This is a genomic window from Lysinibacillus sp. FJAT-14222, from assembly GCF_001278875.1.
GTDB classification, from domain to species: Bacteria; Bacillota; Bacilli; order Bacillales_A; family Planococcaceae; genus Lysinibacillus; species Lysinibacillus agricola.
On sequence record NZ_LIYL01000029.1, the window covers coordinates 25533 to 40788 of the forward strand.

A 15256-nucleotide genomic window follows, 5' to 3' on the forward strand; every position below is an offset into this window, starting at 1 on the left:
TCATCACATCTTGTCTCGTAGCACATAGAGCAGGAAATAAAACTGCTCCCATACCTATTAATGGAGAAAGAACAAACTTTTAAGGCACTCTTATCTTAACTGATGTTATAGTGAGAATGCTTATTTTGACTTATTATGCATTATCTACCGAATATTTTAACTTGAACGCCATTACTTAAATCACATTAATCATTGAAAATGCTTGCCATTTTCTCTGCAACCTCTTCGGTAATCGCAAGAAATCGTTTGGAAATTGATGTCATGTAACGATCCTTAAGTGTAATTATATTAAGTTTTGTTTGTAACACTGGATTTGCTAGTGGTCTAAGTACCGGTAAATCAGGAGAATTAAGTAGCTTGAAACAGCTAGGTACAAAACAAATTCCTGCGCCTTTCATTACCATCATAAGTGTTGGTAATGTTTCTGTCCCCCAGTAAACGACATTAGGCGTAAATCCACTTTTTTGGCATGCCTCGATCACATCATCAGCAACACCTGATCCATAAGATGTTGTATTTAAAAGAAATCGTTCGTTTTTCAAGTCTGCAATATCAATAGAATCTTTTTCACATAGATGATGGTTGGGTGGAAGAGCTAAAAGTAAAGGTTCTGTTAGTAGTGTTGAAGTATGGATGTCCTCCGCTCTTACTGAAGTTCGGACAATTCCAATATCTATTTTATGACTTCTTAGTTCTTCTAAAATATATGATGTATTACCCTCGCGAACATGTGTAACTATGTTAGGAGTTTCCTTTTGAATTTTTTTTAAGACATTTGGCAAAATAAATAGATTTGCTGAAGTAGTACAACCCAATTTCACAGTACCTCTAATTCCTTCGTGAAACTCGACTAATTTCTTCTCCGTATTCTCAGATAAATCAAGTAATTCTTTTCCTTTTTCATATAAAAATACTCCACTTGGTGTTAATTCAAGAGATCTACCTAAACGATTAAACAAAGTGACATTTAATTCTTGTTCAAATTTTCTAATTAAAATACTTAAGGGGGGTTGAGTCATTTGCAGTGCAGTAGCAGCTTTTGTAATGCTACCTTCCTCAACTACTGTAATAAAACAATGTAAACGATGAAGGTTCATTTGGATAACTCCTCCTTTTAGTATTCATAAAATATATGGAAGTCATATAAATATTATAATTTACATTATAAAAATGTAAAGATATACTATTCTCATAATTAAGAATAGTTCAAAAATTGTATCTGAACTGTATTTCAATTTGAAGTTAGTTGATACCAGAGTATGTCCAATCGCAAATTATTAATTTATAAATGGAGGTTTTATCAATGACAACTAAAATTACTCAACAATCAAAAACTGTAGAGTTAGCTAAACTGGACAAAAAGCACTTGCTACATCCAGCTACAAATCCGAAGGCTTTAATTGACAATGGACCGCCTATAATTTTTGCTAAAGGTAAAGGCGTTACAGTTACAAGTACGGATGATGTGGAATACATCGACGGGATGTCAATGCTTTGGAACGTGAACTTAGGACATGGGAATCAAGAACTTGCAGATGCTGGTAATAGTCAATTATCTACCCTCGCGTATGCATCATCATTTAAAGGATTCTCAAATGAACCATCCATTCTACTTGCTGAAAAATTAGCTGAGTTAGCACCAGGAGATTTAAATAGTGTATTCTACACTTCTGGTGGGTCAGAATCAAATGATACAGCAATTAAATTAGCTCGTTTCTACTGGGAGCTTAAAGGGAAATCAGAAAAAAGAAAGATTATTGCGCTAACGAATGCTTATCACGGTGTAACAATAGGAGCACAAACAGCTACTGGTCTTGCAGCATACCACAAGTTCGCATCATCAAATATAGACGGAGTTGTTCGTGCAACAGCCCACCTATTAAACAGCGAGTTAGGTGATAAAAGTGACCCGAACTATGCAGATTCTATACGTGGAACAATTGAAAGAGAAGGTGCGGAGACGATTGCCGGAATTATTATTGAACCTGTGCAAGGTGCGGGCGGAGTTAATATTCCACCAGAAGGTTACTTAGAAGCAGTTCGTAAAATCTGTGACGAGCACAATATCCTTTTCATGGCAGATGAAGTTATTTGTGGATTTGGTCGTACGGGGAAAATGTTTGGTGTAAACAACTGGAATGTTGTCCCTGATATGATGTCAATTGCAAAAGGAATTACGAGTGGTTATTCGCAACTTGGCGGGGTCATGATGAATGATGAAATTAGAGAAACAATTGCTAACTTCGATGCTGTTATCCCACATGGTTTCACATATAGTGGCCATCCGACTGCTTGTGCGATTGGACTGAAAAACATTGAAATACTAGAGCGTGATAATATTATTGACCACGTAAACGAAATGGAGAAAGAACTTAAAAAAGGTTTAGATTACTTAGCTGAAAAACATATTATTGTAACAAATTGCAGAGTAATTGGTCTGTTGGCTGCATTTGAACTTTACGAAGATCCAACAAGTGGAAAATTATTTGATCCAACTGTTTTCCCAGCAAATGCGGTAGTTGACGCATGTTTCGAACGCCAATTAATATTAAGAGCGCTTGGAGCCAATAACCAAATTGTAGCAATTGCGCCACCGCTTATTATTAACAAAGAAGAAATTGAAAAAATGATTCAAATTATAGACGATTCGATTACTGCTTTTAAAAATACACGCAACTAAACTATTCCTATAAAGTAAGTTGAGTAGTGGTGGTTATAGTTAAAAAAGGGGAGGTTCTCTAGTGCTTTATATAAATGGTGAATGGCGAGATACAGGAAATAAATTAGATGTAACAAATCCTGCGACAGGAGAAATAATTAGAACTGTTGCTACAGGTGGTAAAACTGAAACTAAAGAAGCAATCGAAAGTGCGAAGAGAGCATTTGAATTCTGGGGTAAGACAACTGGAAATGAGCGCAGCAACTACCTGTTTCAAGTGGTTCAATTGATGAAAGAAAAAACAAAAGAATTAGCTGAAACAATTACACTTGAAAATGGTAAGCCTTTACCAGATGCTACTCGTGAAGTAGCAGGTGCGATCGGCTATCTAGAGTGGTATGCAGAGGAAGCTAAGAGAATTTATGGGGAAACAATTCCTGCATCTGCAGCTGATAAACATCTAATGGTAATTCGCGAACCTGTTGGGGTATGTGCAGCTATTACACCATGGAATTTCCCGTTATCGATGATTACAAGAAAAATTGCACCTGCACTTGCTGCAGGTTGTACGATTGTTTTAAAACCGGCTGACTTAACTCCTCTTTCGGCGATAAAAGTATTCGAATGCTTTCATGAAGTTGGACTACCTGCTGGAGTTGCAAACCTGGTAATTGGCCCAGCTGAAGAAATTGGAAACGAGATGACGAGTAACCCAGATGTTCGTAAAATCACATTTACTGGCTCGACGCGTGTGGGGAAAAAACTTATCCGTGAATCGTCTGATACAGTGAAGAAAATATCAATGGAGCTTGGTGGACACGCACCGTATATTGTATTTGAGGATGCTGATATTGACGCAGCAGTTAATGGTATCTTAGTGTCTAAGTTTATTAACTCAGGTCAAACTTGCATCAGCACTAACCGGATTTACGTAGCAGAAACTGTAGCTGATGAATTCTCAGAAAAGTTAGCTGAAAAGGTATCTAAATTAGTTGTAGGAAATGGATTAGAAGATGGCGTAAATGTCGGTCCAGTAATTAATAAAGTGGCTCTTGAAAAAGTGAAAAGTCAAGTAGAAGACGCTGTGAAACATGATGGTAAAGTAATTGCGGGTGGTAATGTATTTACATTAAATAATGGAAGCGGTTACTTCTTTGAGCCCACAGTTATTCAATATGCAAGCGATAATATGAAGATTACAACAGAAGAAACATTTGGACCAGTTGCACCAATTTATACATTTCAGACGGAAGAAGAGGTAGTTGAAAGAGCAAACCATCCTGAATATGGTCTTGCAGCTTATTGTTATACGCGAGACATTGGTCGAGGCTTACGAATGATGCGTGCTTTAGAGTTCGGAATTGTTGGTATTAATGATCCAGCTCCAGTGGTTGTACAAGCTCCGTTTGGTGGTATGAAGGAAAGTGGAATGGGGAAAGAAGGCGGTTGGTACGGACTTGAGGAGTACTTGGAGAAGAAGTTTGTATCGATTTATTTAAAATAATAAAAAATGTTACTAATCTAGGTAACTAAATATATTGTAGTAGACTTGTTTACATTCTCCATGTCTCCCATACATATTTTCTAAAGAATGTATGGGAGACAGTCTACACAATTAATAAAGTAATAAACTTTAATTTAATTCCAATAAAATAAGAGGGTGAATTTATTATGTCTCAAGTAAATTTAAAAAATAATGGACAAGAAATAGTTGTCCGCAATATTTTAAAAGAGGATCTTGCTGAAGTTGCCGCACTTTCTATGAGGTGTTTTGGACCTGATATGGCATTAAAATATGAGCATTTTGAAAGTCAGATTGAGTTGTTTCCAGAAGGTCAAATTTGTCTAGAATATAACGGTAAAATTGTAGGAACCGCTTTAAGTCTAATTGTAAATTTTGAAGATTACGGAGATAATCACTCATATTTTCAAATCTGTGATTTAGGATTTATTCGAAATCATAACCCTAATGGTAGAAACCTATATGGTATTGAAATTGGAGTACACGAAGATTTTAGAGGGTTACAATTGGGACGTCATTTGTATGATGGCCGAAAAAGAATATGTGAGAAACTTAACTTAGAAAGTATCTTAGTAGGTGGTCGTATACCTTTTTACTATAAATATGCTGAGCAGATGAGTGCAGATGAGTATGCACTAGAGGTAATGAAAGGGAAGATATATGATCCTGTATTAACATTCCAAATGAAAAACGGATACGTATTAAATAAAGTAATGCCAGGCTATTTACCTGGGGATGTTGAGTCATTAGAATATGCAACACTTTTGGAATGGAAAAATCCAGTTTATAAGCTTAAATTAGTATGAGTCTTTTGTCCGTTATGTTCGCCTATTATAATAGGCGAACAGTGGATGCCCATTGTTTATCGCGATTATTTAACTTCTTTAGATATGTAAGCGCTTTCAATTAATTGTTATAAGAGTTCCATTAGAAGTAAATCTTAGGTAAAGAGAGGCGTTATAAATGGTTATCGCTGATAAAGTTATTTCGAGTGAAGCAGTATTTACAGGTATAGAAAATGAAGCAAAGTCAGCTGCTATTGCGATTAAAGGTAACAAAATCATTGCGGTAGGTTTGATGGAGGAAATAAAACCATTTATAGGTTTAGACACGAAGGAATATCATTATGGCAACCAACTCATTATGCCAGGATTTCATGATGCGCACCTTCATCTCATGTTTGGTAGTCTTTTCTCGCATGCAAGTATCAATTTATCGGATGCTCATTCGGAAGAAGAAGTTGCTAGTTTAGTAAAGCAATTCTCGAAAAACGTGCATGCTGATGAGTGGATTATAGGCTATGGATGGGATCATACAAATTGGGCAGAGAAATGCTTGCCGACACGTTTTTCTTTAGACAAAGTAGTTCCTAATCGCCCGATTATTCTTTTCCACGCAGAAGGTCATTATTCGTGGGTTAATAGTTTAGCACTTGAAAATGCTAGGGTTACAAATGAAACTGAAGACCCTCCTAATGGTACGATTCAAAAAGATGAAAATAATGAAATTACAGGAGTTCTTCTTGAAACAGCAATGAATTTAGTTGTGGATATTGCTCTCGCATTTCCGGATAAACGGAAAGAAGAATTGTTTGAAGAGTTCTTAAAAAAATCAGCTCAATTAGGCATTACATCAGTAAATGATTTGTTTGCAAGTAGTTTTGATAAGTTAAATAGTTTCGATATGTATAAGGCATATGATGAAGCTGGAAAACTTACGACTCGAATTCATCTTTACCCTGAGTTAAATGATGATATAGATAGAGCGATAAGCTTGCGTGAAAAGTACAATTCCGAAAAATTACAGCTTGCAGGACTTAAGCAGTTTATTGATGGTGTTGTAACTGGACATACCGCATACATGTTAGATCCGTACTTAGACAAACCTATAACACGAGGGAGTACTGCTTTTCCTGTAGAAACGATCAAAAACTGGGTGACAAAAGCGGACAAAGAAGGATTTCAAATTCGCTTCCATACAATTGGTGATGGCGCAGTTAGGCTTGCTCTAGATATATTTGAAGCAGCAAGGATGGATAATGGTGTGAGAGATTCACGACATGCGCTAGAGCATATTGAAGTGATTCATCCGACAGATATTAAGAGATTTAAAGAATTGGGGGTTGTTCCATCTGTACAGCCTTCTCATCTAGCATTGATGCCAAAAGAAAGTCATACTTTGCGTGTCGGTAAAGAGAAAGACCCTTATACGTATTTATGTAAAACGTTATACGACGCAGTCGAGTATATTGCTCTTGGTACAGACTATCCAATAGCAACATTAGATCCTTTTAAAGAAATTTTCCATGCGATTACGAGACTAGACTTTACTGGTGATTATGAGTGGAATAGTCAAGAGCAGATAACACTCGCAGAAGCGTTGAAAGCGTATACAAAAGGTTCAGCATACAGCACATTCAGAGAAAAAGATTTGGGTACATTAGAAGTTGGAAAATTAGCAGATATTATTGTACTAGATAAAAACCTCTTTGAAGTAGAAAATAAAGAAATTCTTCAAACGAAAGTTTTGTTAACAATTATGGATGGTGAAGTTGTTTATAGTGAATCAGTCTACTATCCTACTATTTTAGTTAATTGATCATTTTACTGGGAAGATTTTTTTATTACTATTCGAGGAGTGAAAAAAATGAAACATCCAGTTAATTTGTCTAGATCGCTTTCTTTAACGTCTGTTGTTGTTACTGGGATGGCCTTTATGGCTTTAACTACAGTGTTTAGCACATACGGCATAGCCTCTAAAATATCTCATGGTATGGTCGCTGGATCGTATGTACTTGCATTAATTGTGATGATGTTTACGGCTCATAGTTATGGTCAAATGGCAAAAGCGTACCCCATTGCGGGATCTGCCTATACCTATGCGCAAAAAGCTATTAATTCTCATGTTGGTTTCTTAGTGGGATGGGCAATTTTAATGGATTATCTCTTGATCCCAATGGTTAACTTTTTACTATTTGGTATTTTCTTCTCAGCTGCTATACCTGAAGTTCCACAGTATGTTTGGATACTTACATTAGTAATTCTTGTGACGTTTGTAAATGTTAGAGGTGTAAAGTTAAGCGCAAATATCAACATGATCGTAGTAGGCTTATCGGTATTATTTCTAATTGTCTTTTGCATCTTATCAGTTAAATCAATAGTAACTGGAACCGGGACTGGCATTTTATTTAACCTTGATCCCTTTTTTAATACCGAGGAGTCATTTAAGTATATAGTTGCTGGTGCTGCACTATTATGTTTCTCTTTCCTCGGTTTTGATGCAGTTTCTACTTTTTCAGAAGAAGTAAAAAATCCGGAGAAAAACATACCGCGTGCAATATCTTTAGTAACAATAATTGGTGGATTATGTTTTGTAGTCGTATCTTATTTTGCACATAATGTTTGGCCAGATTATACGAGTTTTAAAGATGCTGATTCTGCTTCCTATGAAATTATTTTCCTAGTAGGCGGGAATGCCTTACAAGCAGCATTCCTAGCAAAAACTGCAGTGGTTGTATTTGGTTCCGCGTCCGCATCTCAAGCAAGTGCTGCACGTGTATTATACGCAATGGGAAGAGATGGACAATTACCTAAAAATTTTTTTGGAAAACTAAATAAAAGAACGAGAACCCCGGTTAACAACATTTTATTAATTGGTCTTTTATCATTATCTTCATTGTTTTTAAGTTTAACTATTGTCGCGTCTTTCATTAACTTTGGCGCCCTACTTGCATTTACTGCTGTGAATCTATCCGTTGTTTTTTTATATTACGGTAAGCGAAAAGAACGCTCCTTAAAGGGGATTATCTTCTATTTGATTTTTCCATTAATCGGAGCAGTACTTACAACTTGTTTGCTTTTCAACCTAGATGTTTATTCGATTGCTCTTGGTAGTGTTTGGTTAGGAATTGGTGTTATTTATTTATTATTTATGACAAAAGGTCTTAAGCATAAACCACCAGTGCTCAATACAGATCAGATTGATTATTCGCAGTTTTAAACATTAATGAAGCAGCTAAAAATATGTAAAGGGGATGGATGAATGACAGATAACACTACGCTCAAAAGGTCATTAGGTGTTTGGTCAATTGTTGCACTGGGATTAGGATATATGACGCCTACAGTGGTCTTTGATACGTTTGGAATTGTATCAAAATTAACAAATGGTGTAGTACCAATGGCGTATTTTGTCGCCTTGGTAGTAATGGTATTGACGGCGATTAGTTATGGAAAGATGGTACAGGTATTCCCGGCTGCTGGTTCAGCATATACATACACCCGGGAAACAATGGGGTCTCACCTAGGATTCCTCGTAGGATGGACATCGTTATTAGATTATTTATTATTACCTTTAGTTAATGCATTAATTATTCGAATATATATGGAATCTCTGTTTCCAAATGTACCTGTTTGGATTTGGGTTTTTGCTTATGTCATTGTAGTTACTGCAATTAATGCTTATAGTATGGAATCAACATCCAGCTTAAACTTTATACTCGTTGTTTTCACGATTTGTTTAATAGGTATCTTCATAATACTTGCTTCTGTACAACTTTATCACGGTATGGGAAATGGTACTTTATTCACGATTCATCCACTATCACATGAAAATGTGAAATTAATAGCCGTTTTAACTGGGGCAACAGTAGTAGCTTTCTCGTTTATCGGTTTCGACGCAATAACAATGTATACGGAAGAAGCAAAGGATACATCAACAGTTCCTAGAGCAATCCTTCTAACTGTTTTAATCGGTGGGGGTATTTTCTTTATTGCTTCTTATTTTACACAAGCATTATTCCCGGATGTTTCTGTGTTCGAAAATGTAGATGATACATTGCCGGAAATTGGTTTATATGTAGGAGGGAAGTTATTCCAACTGCTTTTCATTGCAGGAGCTTTCGCTGCTACTGTAGCTTCAGGACTTGCATCTCATGCAAGTGCATCTCGTTTGCTGTTTGTTATGGGCAGAAATGGTGTACTTCCTAAAAAAACTTTCGGATACTTACACCCTAAATTTAGAACGCCTGTTTTTACGATTGTTTTGACGGGAATCGTATCATTATTTGCAATAGGACCAAATTTAGAATTAATTGCTTCAGTCATTAACTTTGGGGCATTAATTGCATTCACATTCGTTAACCTATCTGTTATTGTTCATTTCTATATTCGTCAGAAAAGGAGATCAGGCAGTGAAACCTTTAAGTACTTAATTATGCCTTCTTTCGGAGCATTAGCTACTGGGGTTCTTTGGTATCATTTACACGCTGATGCATTTATAGGTGGAATCGTTTGGCTTATAATCGGAATCATTTACATGCTGTTTATAACACGATTCTTTAAAAAAGAACTTGGAAGCATGGACTCTATTGATGACTTGGAGTCATTAGATAAAGAGATTTTTAATGAAGATAAGATTAAAGTCTTGAATTAACTATTTAGAGGATGAGAATCTCTTAGATAATCTTCCTCTTTTTAATGACACAAGAAGTAAATAAAGGAGTGATTGCTTTGAAAGAAAAAATTCGACTGTATATAGAAGAAAATAAAGAAGAATTATTTAAAACAATTCAAGATGTCGTACGTATAAAAAGCGTTGTTGGTAATGAACAAGAGATGCAATTATACATGAAAAAAAAATATGAAGAACTTAACTTGATTTTGCATGAGATTGAACCAAAATATGAGAAGGTTTCAGCTCATGAAGCGTTTATTGATTCAGGTATTCCGTTTGAAGACCGAAAAAATATTATCGGAATACATAAAGGTGTCTCCAAAGGTAAGTCATTAACGATTCACGGGCATGTAGATGTTGTTTCTCCTGAACCATATTCAAACTGGACGATGGACCCATGGAGTGGAGATATTATTGGAAACAAGTTATACGGTCGAGGCTCTGCCGATATGAAAGCAGGACTTATTTCAAATTGGTTCGCATTGAAAACATTAATTGATTTAGGTTATCCAATTGCTGGAGATGTTCAGCTACATTCAGTAATAGAAGAAGAAGCTGGTGGTGGCGGCGGAGCTTTAGCATGTTTGGAGGAAGGCTTCGTAACAGATGGGTACATTTCGACAGAGCCACATAATTTGAATATGACAATATGTCATGGGGGGATTATGTATTTCCGAGTGTATGTAAAGGGAAGAACAGCGCATGCTGGTTTAGCGCATGAAGGCATAAATGCTATTTCAAAAATGATGAAAATCCTTAGTGCGCTGGATGAATTAAGTGAATGGCGTGCTAAAAATGTTAAGTTTGATTTATTTGAAAAGGGGTCTGGACAGTCCGTTCACTTAAACTTAGGTGTACTAAAAGCTGGGGACTGGGTATCGACAGTTCCAGGGGAAGCGATCCTCGAAGGAAGAATTGGTTTTATCCCAGGGGAAACTCGCGAAGAAATTAAGCAACTAGTACAAGACACGATTATGAAATCTGTCTTAGGCGATGAGTGGATGGATAAAAATCCACCTGTTATAGAGTGGTTTGGATGGTCAACGGAGCCATGGTACCAAGATCCTGAGAACCCTTTTGTAAAATTATTCAACGAAAATGCAGAAGATGTTATCGGACATAAAGTAATAATGGTTGGAAGAGCTGGAGGAAATGATGCACGATTTACTCAGTATTACGGAAAACAAGGATTGTGCTTTGGGCCAATTGGAGAAAATATGCATGGACCAGATGAATGTGTTCATTTAGATAGCGTAGTAGAAGTAACTAATGTTTTGGCAAATTATATTATTAAGTGGAGCGAGAGTTAATCATCGTTAACTTTTGGGAATATCCATTTCAAACTAATATAGTGTCTCTCATAATGCTTCTAGCTTAGGTAGCTGGATGATTAGGAATGTTATGGAAAAAGGGGGTAGGCTTATTTGATAAAACAAATCTCTCTTAACAATTAAATCGACGAAACAATTCCTATATTCAGAGTTAATTGAAAATTAAATTAATTTATTTCCGAGATGTAAGTAAATCACATTTTAGTAGTTGGCAAGCTTATTGTTTATTAATTGTGAGTGTATTGTTTAAAAACATTTAAAAGAGAGGATGTATTTTTATGAAAAGAAATTATTCTGTTGAAGAACTTAAAGTGTTAGACCAAAAGCATTTTCTACACCCTACTTCACCAGTAAAGACGGAAAATGGACCGGCATTTATTTTTACAGAAGGAAAAGGTGTTTATCTGTATGATATTACAGGTAAAAAAGTTATTGATGGTATGTCTTCGCTTTGGAATGTGAATATCGGACATGGTAGAACAGAACTTGGTGAAGTAGCGAAGGAACAAATGGATAAATTAGCCTTCAGTTCTTGTTTTGCAACGTTTAGTAATGAGCCTGCTATTCTATTAGCAAAAAAGTTAGCAGAATTAGCACCTGGTGATTTAAATACTACATTTTTTACGTCCGGTGGTTCCGAATCCAATGATAGCGCCTATAAATTGGCTCGTCATTATTGGATATTAAAAGGGGAAACTTCTCGAAAAAAAATTATCTCAAGATCGAGATCTTATCACGGGGTGGCAATCGGTGCTACAAGTGCGACGGGTTTAAAAGGATTTCGTGATTTTACAAATTCAAATGCACCGGATTTTCTATTCGTAGATCATTTCTCCATACAGGCTTTACGTGATTTGATTGAAACTGAAGGTCCAGAAACAATAGCTGCTTTCATCACCGAGCCAGTACAAGGTGCAGGGGGGGTGCATGTTGCACCGGATAATTATTTCAAAGAAATTCGTGAAATTTGCAATGAGTACGGTATTTTGATGATAACTGATGAAGTTATCACAGGATTTGGTAGGACGGGTAAGTTCTTTGCGATGGAACATTTTAATGTGGTACCGGATATGATGTGCTTTGCAAAAGGTGTTACTAGTGGATATGCACAATTAGGTGGTGTAATGATTTCAGAGAAAATACACCAAGAATTTTCTGAGTTATCAGAAGGAACTATATTGCATGGATACACTTATAGTGGTCATCCAATGGCCTGTGCAGTTGGGTTGAAAAACATTGAAATTATAGAGAAAGATAATTTAGTAGCAAATGCAGAAATTCGTGGTCAAGAGCTATTAGCAGGGTTAAAAGTATTACAAGCGAAGTATCCATTTATTGTAGATGCAAGAGGTTTAGGTTTAATGGCAGGTATAGAAATCTCTTATGAAGGAAAACTCCTCGCTCCGCAAATAGTGACAGAGGCAGCAAAGTTGGGATTAATATGTCGCTCTGTTGTACTAGATGCTCAAGATATTGTTGTATTTTCACCACCATTATCAATAAGCCAAAAAGAGTTAAGAGATTTATTAGATATTCTAGAAAAAGCGATTCAAGAAGTAGAGAATCAGGTATTGGCAAATAAGTTGTAATACGAAAGGTGAGGTAATTATAATGAGGAAAAATTTATTTATCAATGGGGATTGGGTGGAAGCAGCAGAGTATACAGAATTATGCTCTCCATATAGTAGCGAGATCATTGCAGAAATACCGAAGGCAAATGTCGAGGAAGTAGAAGCAGCTTTAGTAGCTGCCGATGCTGCACGTAAAACGATGGCGAATATGCCTTTGTATAAGCGTGCGATTATTCTTGAAAAATTAGCTTCTTTATTAGAAGCACGTGCTGAAGAAGCAGCAGAGCTAATAGCACTAGAAGCAGCCAAGCCTATTTCAACCGCCAAAGCTGAAGTTCAGCGTACAATTCAAACGTATAAATTTGCTGCTGAAGAAGCAAAGCGAATACACGGAGAAACAATTCCTGTGGATGCTGCCCCCGGTGGAGACGGGCGCATTGCCTATACGGTTCGTGAACCATTAGGCATCGTGGCAGCTATTACACCTTTTAATTTCCCAATGAATCTAGTAGCTCATAAAGTAGGGCCAGCAATAGCATCAGGTAACACGGTTGTATTAAAACCTGCAAGTCAAACACCATTAACTTCCTATTTTATTGGTGAATTATTAGTAGAGGCGGGATTACCGAAGGGTGCGTTAAATATCGTTACTGGTGCAGGTTCTTTAATTGGTAACAAATTAGTCACGGATAATCGCGTGAAAAAGATTTCTTTTACAGGTAGCCCCGCTGTAGGTATTGGCATACGCAATCAAGCAGGTCTTAAGAAAGTAACGCTTGAATTGGGTTCTAATGCGGCTGTTATTATCGATGAAAATGTTAATATTGATAAATTAATTCCACGTGTCGTTTCCGGTGCATTTGCATTCCAAGGGCAGGTATGTATTTCAGTTCAACGAATCTATGTTCACGAAAAAATGTATGATTTGTTTGTAGATAAATTTGTAGCAGCTACAAAAGAGTTGAAACTTGGTGATCCCCTAGATCCTACAACGGATGTTTCAGCCTTAATTAGTCCACAAGATGTAAAACGAACATTAAGTTGGATTGAAGAAGCAAAGGGGCAAGGGGCAATTATTGCAACTGGTGGAGAATCTGAAGGGAATATCTTACAACCTACCGTACTATTAAATGTAAAACCGGAGCAGAAGGTTTCCTGTCAGGAGGTATTCGCACCAATCGTATCTATTATGAAGTTTACATCTATTCAAGAGGCATTTGATCAAGTAAATGACTCCAAATATGGTTTGCAAGCTGGTATTTATACAGATAATATCCATGTTGCTTTACAGGCAACGCAAAAACTCCATGTAGGTGGTGTCATTATAAATGATATTCCTACATTCCGTTTAGATCATCTACCATATGGTGGCGTAAAGGAGAGTGGTATGGGAAGAGAAGGGCTGAAGTATGCAATTGAGGAAATGACAGAAATGAAACTTGTAGTTATAAACCAAAACTAATAAAAAAATAGGTAGGAGGAAATATAATGATAATTGGTGTACCTAAAGAAATAAAAAATAATGAAAATCGAGTAGGAATTACTCCAGCAGGTGTTGTGGCTTACAAAAAAGGTGGTCATGAAGTAATAATTGAATCGAGTGCAGGGCTAGGTAGTGGATTTACAGACCAAGATTATTTAGATGTAGGCGCTCAAATTACTAAATCGACTAAGGAAGCTTGGGATGTTGATATGGTGATTAAAGTGAAGGAGCCGATTCAGGAGGAGTACAAATATTTTAAAGAGAATCTAATTCTCTACACATACCTACATTTAGCTCCAGAGCCAGAATTAACGAAAGCTTTGCTTGAAAGTAAAGTTACTGGAATTGCTTATGAAACAATTCAATTAGATTCAGGTGCCTTACCGTTGTTAACGCCAATGAGTGAAGTTGCAGGCCGAATGTCTGTACAAATTGGTGCACAGTTTTTAGAAAATCCCAAAGGAGGAAAAGGAGTTCTCTTAGGTGGTATTCCTGGTGTTGCACCTGGAAATGTAGTGATTGTAGGTGCTGGGGTTGTCGGGACGAATGCTGCGAAAATGGCAGTAGGATTAGGTGCAAACGTAACAATTTTAGACGTTAATATTACACGCTTAAGTCAAATAGATGATATGTTCCAAGGACGTGTTCGTACACTTGCATCAAATACCTACAATATCGCTGAAGCAGTGAAAACAGCAGATTTGTTAATTGGTGCTGTACTAATTCCAGGTTCACGTGCACCACAATTAGTTTCAAAAGAAATGATTCAAACGATGCAAAAGGGGTCTGTTATAGTGGATGTAGCGGTAGATCAAGGGGGTTCTATTGAAACAATTGATCGAATTACTACTCATAGTAATCCTACTTATGAAGTATACGGTGTTGTCCATTACGCAGTTGCGAATATGCCAGGTGCTTGCGCGCGTACCTCAACAATGGGCTTGTCAAATGTAACTGTTCCATACGGTTTGCAAATAGCTAATAAAGGCTATCGCCAAGCTGCTTTAGATAATCCTGTTTTAGCGAAGGGGATAAACGTAGTAAATGGAAAAATAGTATATAAAGCGGTAGCTGATGCACATGGATTACCATATACGGATCTACAAGTAGAATTAGCAGCAGATTCAACTTCGGCGTTAGCAGTTAAATAGAATAAGAGAAATAATGTTATTTGAAATGAAAGAAGGTGAAAATTGGTAGGGAACGTAATCTACCAAGCTTTCACCTTCTTTTCTATTT

Annotated in this window: 11 protein-coding genes; 10 read left to right on the forward strand and 1 reads right to left on the reverse strand. The window is 36.6% G+C overall.

Annotated elements, in window-relative coordinates; translation table 11 throughout:
• Positions 1 to 185: 185 nt before the first annotated feature.
• Positions 186 to 1097, reverse strand: a complete 912-nt coding sequence (locus tag AN161_RS13765; RefSeq protein ID WP_053594936.1) for a LysR family transcriptional regulator — start codon at positions 1095 to 1097, stop codon at positions 186 to 188.
• Between the two features lie 206 nt (positions 1098 to 1303).
• On the opposite strand from AN161_RS13765, the gene AN161_RS13770 reads away from it, so the two are divergent.
• From AN161_RS13770 to ald, 10 genes are all read left to right on the forward strand, one after another.
• Positions 1304 to 2680 (forward strand): aspartate aminotransferase family protein, encoded by a 1377-nt coding sequence (locus AN161_RS13770; RefSeq protein WP_053594937.1) that lies wholly within the window; start codon positions 1304 to 1306, stop codon positions 2678 to 2680.
• A gap of 61 nt (positions 2681 to 2741) precedes the next feature.
• Positions 2742 to 4163, forward strand: a complete 1422-nt coding sequence (locus AN161_RS13775) for an NAD-dependent succinate-semialdehyde dehydrogenase (RefSeq protein ID WP_053594938.1) — start codon at positions 2742 to 2744, stop codon at positions 4161 to 4163.
• Between the two features lie 167 nt (positions 4164 to 4330).
• Positions 4331 to 4987, forward strand: coding sequence for a GNAT family N-acetyltransferase (locus tag AN161_RS13780; RefSeq protein ID WP_053594939.1), 657 nt, complete (start codon positions 4331 to 4333; stop codon positions 4985 to 4987).
• 157 nt (positions 4988 to 5144) lie between these two features.
• Positions 5145 to 6779 (forward strand): amidohydrolase, encoded by a 1635-nt coding sequence (locus tag AN161_RS13785; RefSeq protein WP_053594940.1) that lies wholly within the window; start codon positions 5145 to 5147, stop codon positions 6777 to 6779.
• A 48-nt stretch (positions 6780 to 6827) separates the two neighbouring features.
• Complete coding sequence (locus tag AN161_RS13790) at positions 6828 to 8180, forward strand: APC family permease (RefSeq protein ID WP_053594941.1); 1353 nt, start codon at positions 6828 to 6830, stop codon at positions 8178 to 8180.
• A gap of 42 nt (positions 8181 to 8222) precedes the next feature.
• On the forward strand, positions 8223 to 9611 hold the full coding sequence (locus AN161_RS13795; protein ID WP_053594942.1) for an APC family permease: 1389 nt from the start codon (positions 8223 to 8225) through the stop codon (positions 9609 to 9611).
• 77 nt (positions 9612 to 9688) lie between these two features.
• Positions 9689 to 10942, forward strand: a complete 1254-nt coding sequence (locus AN161_RS13800; RefSeq protein WP_158003029.1) for an ArgE/DapE family deacylase — start codon at positions 9689 to 9691, stop codon at positions 10940 to 10942.
• 299 nt (positions 10943 to 11241) lie between these two features.
• Positions 11242 to 12552, forward strand: a complete 1311-nt coding sequence (locus tag AN161_RS13805) for an aspartate aminotransferase family protein (protein ID WP_053594944.1) — start codon at positions 11242 to 11244, stop codon at positions 12550 to 12552.
• A gap of 16 nt (positions 12553 to 12568) precedes the next feature.
• The gene (locus AN161_RS13810) at positions 12569 to 13996 is read left to right on the forward strand and encodes an aldehyde dehydrogenase family protein (RefSeq protein ID WP_281399325.1); all 1428 of its coding nucleotides are present in this window, start codon (positions 12569 to 12571) and stop codon (positions 13994 to 13996) included.
• A 26-nt stretch (positions 13997 to 14022) separates the two neighbouring features.
• Positions 14023 to 15168 carry an alanine dehydrogenase gene (ald, locus tag AN161_RS13815; protein ID WP_053594946.1) on the forward strand — a complete coding sequence of 382 codons (1146 nt, stop codon included), beginning with the start codon at positions 14023 to 14025 and terminating at the stop codon, positions 15166 to 15168.
• Positions 15169 to 15256: the final 88 nt, after the last annotated feature.

Bases quoted from the DNA above. Each gene is read 5' to 3' on its own strand.
- ald (WP_053594946.1), top strand. From the start codon at position 14,023: ATGATAATTGGTGTACCTAAAGAAATAAAAAATAATGAAAATCGAGTA.
- AN161_RS13770 (WP_053594937.1), top strand. From the start codon at position 1,304: ATGACAACTAAAATTACTCAACAATCAAAAACTGTAGAGTTAGCTAAA.
- AN161_RS13790 (WP_053594941.1), top strand. From the start codon at position 6,828: ATGAAACATCCAGTTAATTTGTCTAGATCGCTTTCTTTAACGTCTGTT.
- AN161_RS13780 (WP_053594939.1), top strand. From the start codon at position 4,331: ATGTCTCAAGTAAATTTAAAAAATAATGGACAAGAAATAGTTGTCCGC.
- AN161_RS13795 (WP_053594942.1), top strand. From the start codon at position 8,223: ATGACAGATAACACTACGCTCAAAAGGTCATTAGGTGTTTGGTCAATT.
- AN161_RS13805 (WP_053594944.1), top strand. From the start codon at position 11,242: ATGAAAAGAAATTATTCTGTTGAAGAACTTAAAGTGTTAGACCAAAAG.
- AN161_RS13765 (WP_053594936.1), bottom strand. From the start codon at position 1,097: ATGAACCTTCATCGTTTACATTGTTTTATTACAGTAGTTGAGGAAGGT.
- AN161_RS13785 (WP_053594940.1), top strand. From the start codon at position 5,145: ATGGTTATCGCTGATAAAGTTATTTCGAGTGAAGCAGTATTTACAGGT.